We start from the raw sequence: 6,810 nt of genomic DNA, 5'->3' as shown, positions 1-6,810 counted from the left end.
GAGGTGTGGGGGCGGACTCCGTGGTTCAATCGAGGGATATGTGGCCCTCGTCACGAACCTCCCGGCCGTGGCTTCGGTGGTATCAGGGCGGGGTGTCCCCCGAGCTCGACATCCCCGATGTGCCGGTCACTCGGCTGCTCGATGACGCGGTGGAGAGGCACCCGCGGAAGACGGCGTTGGTGTTCTTCGGGCACACGATGGACTACCGGGAGTTGCGCGAGGCGGTTGACCGGTTCGCGGCGGGGTTGCATCGGCTGGGGGTGCAGCCGGGCGATCGGGTGGCGTTGATACTGCCGAACTGCCCTCAGATGGTCATCGCGTTCTTCGGTGTGCTGCGGAGGGGCGCCATTGCGGTGCCGCACAATCCGCTCTACACGGAGGAGGAGATGGCGCAGCAACTCGCGGACTGCGGTGCGCGGGTGGCGGTGGTGGTGGACCGCGCCTACGGAACGCTGCGGGCGGTGCGGAACGAGGTGCCGCTGGACCATGTGGTGGTCACCTCGATGGTGGACTACCTGCCGCGGATGAAGAGGCTTGCGTTGCGGCTGCCTCTGTTGCAGACGCAGCGGATGCGAGCGAAATTGACCGCGGAGGTGCCCAATGAGCCGGGCACCATGCGTTTTGCGGAGTTGCAGCAACCGGCGCATCGGCGCGTACGGCAGTACCGGGTGGATCCGGGGACGCACCTGGCCACCATCCAGTACACGGGCGGGACTGAGGGACGGCCCAAGGGCGCGATGCTCACCCACAGGAATCTGGTGGCGAACGCGTTCCAGCAGCAGGCCTGGGATACGGGAAGCCGCGACGGGCACGAGGTCACGCTGGCCGTGCTCCCACTCTTCCACTCGTTCGGGCAGATGAGCTGCATGGTCGCCGCGTTGATGCGGGCCGGGAAGATCGTGCTGCTGCCGCGTTTCGATGGGAAGCAGATCGTCAAGGCGCTGCGAAAGTATCAGCCGACGATCTTTCCTGGCGTGCCGACGCTGTACGGGTTGGTCCTTGATGATCCGCGGTTGCGGGCGGACGATCTGGCGTCGGTACGGATCTTCCTGTCGGGCGGCACGGAGCTTCCCGAACGGACGCGGGATCGGCTCGAGTCGCTGGGCGGCGACCGGCTGGTGCAGTGCTACGGGCTGACCGAGGCCTCGCCGGCTGTGACCGGCAACCCGCTGGGCGGCGGCGCCAGGAACACCACGATGGGCGTACCGCTACCGATGACGGACGCCGTGATCGTCGACCATGAGGAGCCGACGCGGGTTCTGCCGTACGGGGAGCCGGGCGAGCTGGTGGTACGGGGGCCGCAAGTCTTCGCCGGGTACTGGAACGCGCCACTGGCTACCGCCCAGGTGCTGTCCAAGGGGTGGCTCCGGACCGGTGACATCGCGTTCATGGACGAGATCGGTTTCGTCACGATCCTCGAACGGCAGCGCGACATGATCAAGGTGAGCGGGTTCAGCGTCTTTCCGCACGAGGTGGAGGAGGTGCTGCGCCGCCATGCCGCCGTCTTGGACTGCGCGGTGGTCGGGCTTCCCGACGAACGGCGCGGTGAACGGATCGTGGCGTACGTGGTGGAGCACCCTGCCTACCCGTTCTCGGCGGACGAGCTCCGGCGTCATTGCGAACGCTCGCTGAGCCACTACAAGGTCCCGAGTGAGTTCCTCCCGCGCACCGAGCTCCCCCGTAACATCATCGGAAAGGTCCTGCGCCAGCGGCTCCGTTCTGGCACGGGCAGCCCCCGCTACTGAACGACCGACGCAGACGCTCGACGTACGCGCTCGACGTACGCGCTCGACGTACGCGCTCGACGTACGCTGACCGGCGTCCGACGGCGGGCATCCAACGCCGAGCGCCCGACAATCGACGGCCCGCGTGTAACGGCTCGCGGCCCAACGAGCCTTTAGCCTGCGCCGACTCCACCTCAGAGCGGCCCGAAGGTGTCGTTTAGTCGAGGCCTTCGGTTGACGTGTTGTCCGTATGTGGAAGGGCCTCTGACCTTATCCGGCACATCGCTGGCCGCATGCGGACCTCGCCGTCCCAATCGCCACGGACTTCCTCCATCGTTCCAAAGCAAGCGCCGTACCCCGGGGCTTGCATGGGGGCAGAGAAGGGGATTCGCCCGTGGCCATACGCATCTTTTCCCGCCGCAGAGCATCAATCTCCACGAGCCGCAGCGCATGGTTTTCCGCGCGTCGCTGGCCACTATTCTCCGTGGGCCGCAGATTGCCGATACCAACGCGCCGCGCACACACATCGCCAGTGTCCGCGCACCGCGCACGCAGATTGCTGACGGCCGCGCGCCGCGAACGCAGATTGCCGATGGCTGCACGCCGCGCAAGTAGGTTGCCGATGCCTGCACGCCGTACACGCTCATTGCTGACGCCCGCGCGCGGCGCACGCTCGTTGCTGAGGTCTACGCGTCGGAGGCCGTTCGTGGCCGCCGCGCTGAGCCTGGCCTTGCTGGGGGCGTTGCTGGTCGCCGGGATCGGGATGTCGCGGCCCGCCAAGGCCGCGGTGGTCCTTCCGGCCAACTTCCAGGAGAAGACGGTCTTCTCCGGGTTGAGCCAGCCGACCGCCGTGCGGTTCTCCCCGGACGGGCGCGTGTTCGTGGCGGAGAAGAGCGGGCTCATCAAGGTCTTCGACTCGCTCACTGACACCACGCCTGAGATTTACGCGGACCTCCGGCAGCAGGTCTTCAACGGGTGGGATCGCGGCCTGCTCGGCCTGGCCCTGCACCCCAACTTCCCCGCAGACCCCCGCGTCTACGTGCTCTACACCTACAACGGCGTCATCGGCGGCACCTATCCCAGGTGGCCCTCGGCCGACGGGAGTAACGACCAGTGCCCCGACCCTCCCGGCGCCAACAACGAGGGGTGCGTCGTATCTGGTCGCGTCTCCGTTCTCAGCCCTGCCGTGCAGGCGCGTGCCGGAGCCCTCAGCACTCGCGCCCAGGCAGGCCCGGTCACCGAACGCGTACTCGTTGAGGACTGGTGCCAGCAGTTCTCCAGCCACTCCATCGGCACACTGGCGTTCGGCAAGGACGGCAAGCTGTACGCGGGCGGCGGGGACGGCGCGAGCTTCAACTATGCCGACTGGGGTCAGAAGAACAACGCGTGCGGCGACCCGCCCTCACCCGCAGGCACCCCGCTCACGGCCCCTACCGGCGAAGGCGGTGCCCTGCGCGCCCAGGACCTTCGTACCGCCGGTGACCCTGCGACCCTCGACGGCACCATCATTCGCATCGATCCCGACACGGGTGCGGGCGCCGCAGGCAACCCGCTTCCCAACGGGGGCGTGAACGTGCGGCGCATCATCGCGTACGGCCTGCGCAACCCCTACCGGTTCACGATGCGGCCGGGCACGAACGAGATCTGGATGGGCGACGTCGGCTACACGACCTGGGAGGAGATCAACCGCCTCACCGAGCCGTTCACCACGATGCGCAACTTCGGATGGCCTTGCTATGAGGGTGCGGGCCGTACACCCGGCTACGACGCCGCCAACCTCAACATCTGCGAAAACCTCTACTCGGCAGGGGCAAGTGCCGTCACAGCGCCGTACTTCGCGTACAACCACAGCGCGAAGGTCGTGCCCAACGAGGCGTGCGGCACCGGCAGTTCGTCCAGCAGTGGCGTGCAGTTCTACGCCGGAACGACCTATCCGGCGCAATACAGGGGCGCGCTGTTCTTCACCGACTACTCGCGCAACTGCGTGTGGGCGATGAAGCCGGGCACCGACGGGCTGCCCGACAAGACGAAGATCGAGACGTTCGCGTCCGGCTCGGGTGGGATCGTGGACCTGCAGAGCGGGCCGAACGGCGACATCTTCGGCGTCGACATCGTGAACGGCCGGATCGTCCGGTACGTCTACAACGGCGTCAACAACCCGCCGGTCGCGGTCATCAAGACGGACGTGACCAGCGGCCCGACGCCGCTCACCGTTCACTTCGACGGGTCCACCTCCAGCGACGCCGACGGCAACGTGCCGCTGACCTACGCCTGGGACCTGGACGGCGACGGCGCGTACGACGACTCCGCCGACGCCAAGCCGACGTTCACCTATCCGACCAAGGGCCGTGTCACGGTCGGGCTCAAGGTGACCGACACGCGCGGCGCGTCCGACACCACCACGGCCTCGATCGTCGCGGGCTCGACGCCGCCGACGGCGACCATCACCACGCCCACGTCCGACCTCACCTGGAAGGTCGGCGACAAGATCGACTTCGCCGGTACGGGGACGGACGCCGAGGACGGCACGCTCAGCGGCGACTCGCTCAGCTGGAAGATCATCATGCATCACTGCCCGAGCGACTGCCACGAGCACGTCATCACCGGGCAGAACGGCGAGACCGGCTCGTTCACCGCACCCGACCACGAGTATCCGTCGTGGATCGAGCTGCGGCTCACCGCCACCGACTCCGACGGGCTGACCGACACCAAGAGCGTCGAGCTGCACCCGAAGACGACCAAGGTGACGCTCGCCAGCAACCCGCCCGGCATCCCCCTCACCCTCCTGGAGAACACTCAGGCCGCACCGTTCACCGGCACAACGATCACCGGGTCGACGGTCTCGATCTCCGCGCCCACCCAGACGCAGATCGTCGGCGACAAGGCCTACGAGTTCGTCGGCTGGTCGGACGGCGGGGCGTCCGCGCACAACATCGTCGCGAACGCCGACGCCACCCTGACGGCCAACTACCGGCTGAAGACCAACCTGGCGCTCAACCATTCGATCAAGGTCTCCAGCTTCGAGAAGGCCGGGCTGGAGGGCGCGAAGGCCGTCGACGGATCGACCATCACGCGCTGGTCGAGCGCCTTCACCGACCCGCAGTGGATCGAGGTCGACCTCGGCTCGGTCCGCAAGGCCGGCTACGTGCTGCTGCGCTGGGAGGCCGCGTACGGCAAGGAGTACAAGATCCAGACCTCGACGGGCGGCGGCGTCTGGACCGACGTCCACCATCGCACCAACGGCGACGGCGGGATCGACGTCATCCCGTTCACCCAGCGTGACGCCCGGTGGGTGCGCATGTACGGGATCAAGCGATCCACGCAGTGGGGCTACTCCCTCTGGGAGATGGAGGTCTTCGACCGCTGAGCTGACGCGCCGCCTACCGCTGGCCCACCCGGCCACCGCCGGTATGCCCGACCGCCGACCGGCCCGGCTACGGGGAACGCCGACCTGCCCGACTGCTGGGAAACCGGCTGCCAGCCCACCCGACCGCCGTCGCCCCGTCCCCGTCCGGGGCGACGGCTTCCCGGGCGCTATGCAGATGGTTGACTGTGCCAGTGCCCTCCCCCTCCCCCTCTCCCGACCCCTCTCCCGACCCCGACCTGCTTGCCGCTCTAACGGCCCTGGGCCGGGAACAGCCCGCCGCCCGCGACGGCGAGGCGTCGGTGCTCTACGACAGGCATGGCGTCCTGGTCGTACGGGTTGGGGACATCGTGGTGAAGGCGCATCAGGCCGACCGGGACGGCGGCCCCCTTCTCAAGCAGCGCATGGACCTGGCGGCGACGCTTCCCGAACTGCTCCTCCCGCCTCTGGGCGGCCCCCATGACGTCGACGGGCGCGTGGTCACTCTCTGGCCGTACGCGAGGCCGGTCGATCCCACGCAGGCACTTCCCTGGGCCGAGGCAGGCAGCCTTTTGGCCCGCCTGCACAACTCCCCGGTTCCGGCCGATGCCCCACCCTGGGGCCGTCCCACCCGCGTAACCCGCCTAATAGCCCGCCTGACCAGCCCCGCAGAGTCCCCCGAGGTTGCTGGCTTTGCCGCGTCCAACGTTCCTGCGGATCCTCCCGAAGTCCTCGGAGCCCCCGGAGCACCTGCTCGGCCGAGCAAAGCCTCCCGTTCGGCTGGCTCCGCCCAGGCCGCGATGTCCAGCCGCCCTGCAGAAGCGACCGGACCAGGCGATCTGGCAAGCGTTACTGCCCCCAACGAACCCGCCGCCCCTGCAAAGGCCACGGAACCCAGCCGGGCCAAGGGTCTTGGCCGCTATGCCTCGGCCGTTGAGGCGGTTGTTGGCGCGTACGCGACGCTGCCCGAGCGAATTCTTACCGGAGCGCCACTTTCGCCTGAACGGGCGCGGTTGCTTCACGGGGACTGGCATCTGGGCCAGATGGTGAACGATGACGGGGCGTGGCGGCTCATTGACGTTGAGGATCTGGGGGTCGGAGACCCGGCCTGGGACCTGGCCCGCCCTGCGGCGCTCTTCGCGGCCGGAGTGCTTCCGCCGGACGACTGGAGCCGCTTTCTGACCGCCTACCAGGAAGCGGGCGGTCCGGCGGTACCTGTGAACGGGGACCCCTGGCAGGCCCTTGACCTGCCCTCCAGAACTCTGGCGATCCAAATCGCCGCCACGTGCGTCATATCCGCGCGGGAGGGGGACCGACCGCTCGACGAGCCCGAAGAAGCGCTCGTCGAGGCGTGCACCAGAATCTCCAGGTCGAGGGCGCCCGGCATGACGTGACGTCCGGCCTGCTCTAGATTTACCCTCTACCAGGGGATTCCTTACGGAAGGACGACAAGGCGATGCACTGCCCTAAGTGTCGTGGCGTGATGCGGACTTACACCCGCAACGGCGTCCACATCGAGCAATGTGACAACTGCCGGGGCATCTTCCTCGACTACGGGGAGCTCGAGGCCTTGAGCAACATGGCGGCCCAGTACGCTCCGCCCCCGCCCGCGGCTCCTTCGTGGGGCGCGTCTCACGGGTCGGTGCACCACCATCACCACGGCGGCCACCACCGGCCGCCGCACCACGGCAGCGTCTTCCACATGCTCTTCTCCACCTGATCCGGACCCCGGATACAGCATCC

At 68.1% G+C, this 6,810-nt stretch carries 4 protein-coding genes; all 4 read left to right on the top strand.

The window, feature by feature from the left end:
• The first annotated feature begins 92 nt into the window (after positions 1 to 92).
• Positions 93 to 1,745, top strand: a complete 1,653-nt coding sequence (locus J4573_RS43460; RefSeq protein ID WP_307797386.1) for an AMP-binding protein — start codon at positions 93 to 95, stop codon at positions 1,743 to 1,745.
• Positions 1,746 to 2,430: 685 nt separating this feature from the next.
• Positions 2,431 to 5,091, top strand: a complete 2,661-nt coding sequence (locus tag J4573_RS43455; protein ID WP_208262078.1) for a PQQ-dependent sugar dehydrogenase — start codon at positions 2,431 to 2,433, stop codon at positions 5,089 to 5,091.
• Positions 5,092 to 5,390: 299 nt separating this feature from the next.
• Positions 5,391 to 6,461 (top strand): aminoglycoside phosphotransferase family protein, encoded by a 1,071-nt coding sequence (locus J4573_RS43450; RefSeq protein WP_208262077.1) that lies wholly within the window; start codon positions 5,391 to 5,393, stop codon positions 6,459 to 6,461.
• Between the two features lie 62 nt (positions 6,462 to 6,523).
• Entirely contained in the window at positions 6,524 to 6,787 is a 264-nt protein-coding gene (locus tag J4573_RS43445; RefSeq protein ID WP_208262076.1) for a TFIIB-type zinc ribbon-containing protein, read from the top strand.
• Positions 6,788 to 6,810 lie beyond the last annotated feature (23 nt).

Source organism: Actinomadura barringtoniae, from assembly GCF_017573505.1.
In the GTDB taxonomy this organism is placed as follows: domain Bacteria; phylum Actinomycetota; class Actinomycetes; order Streptosporangiales; family Streptosporangiaceae; genus Spirillospora; species Spirillospora barringtoniae.
This window is presented reverse-complemented; position numbering and strand designations above follow the sequence as displayed.

Coding starts and splice junctions, on each gene's coding strand:
- J4573_RS43445 (WP_208262076.1), top strand. CDS start 6,524: ATGCACTGCCCTAAGTGTCGTGGCGTGATGCGGACTTACACCCGCAAC.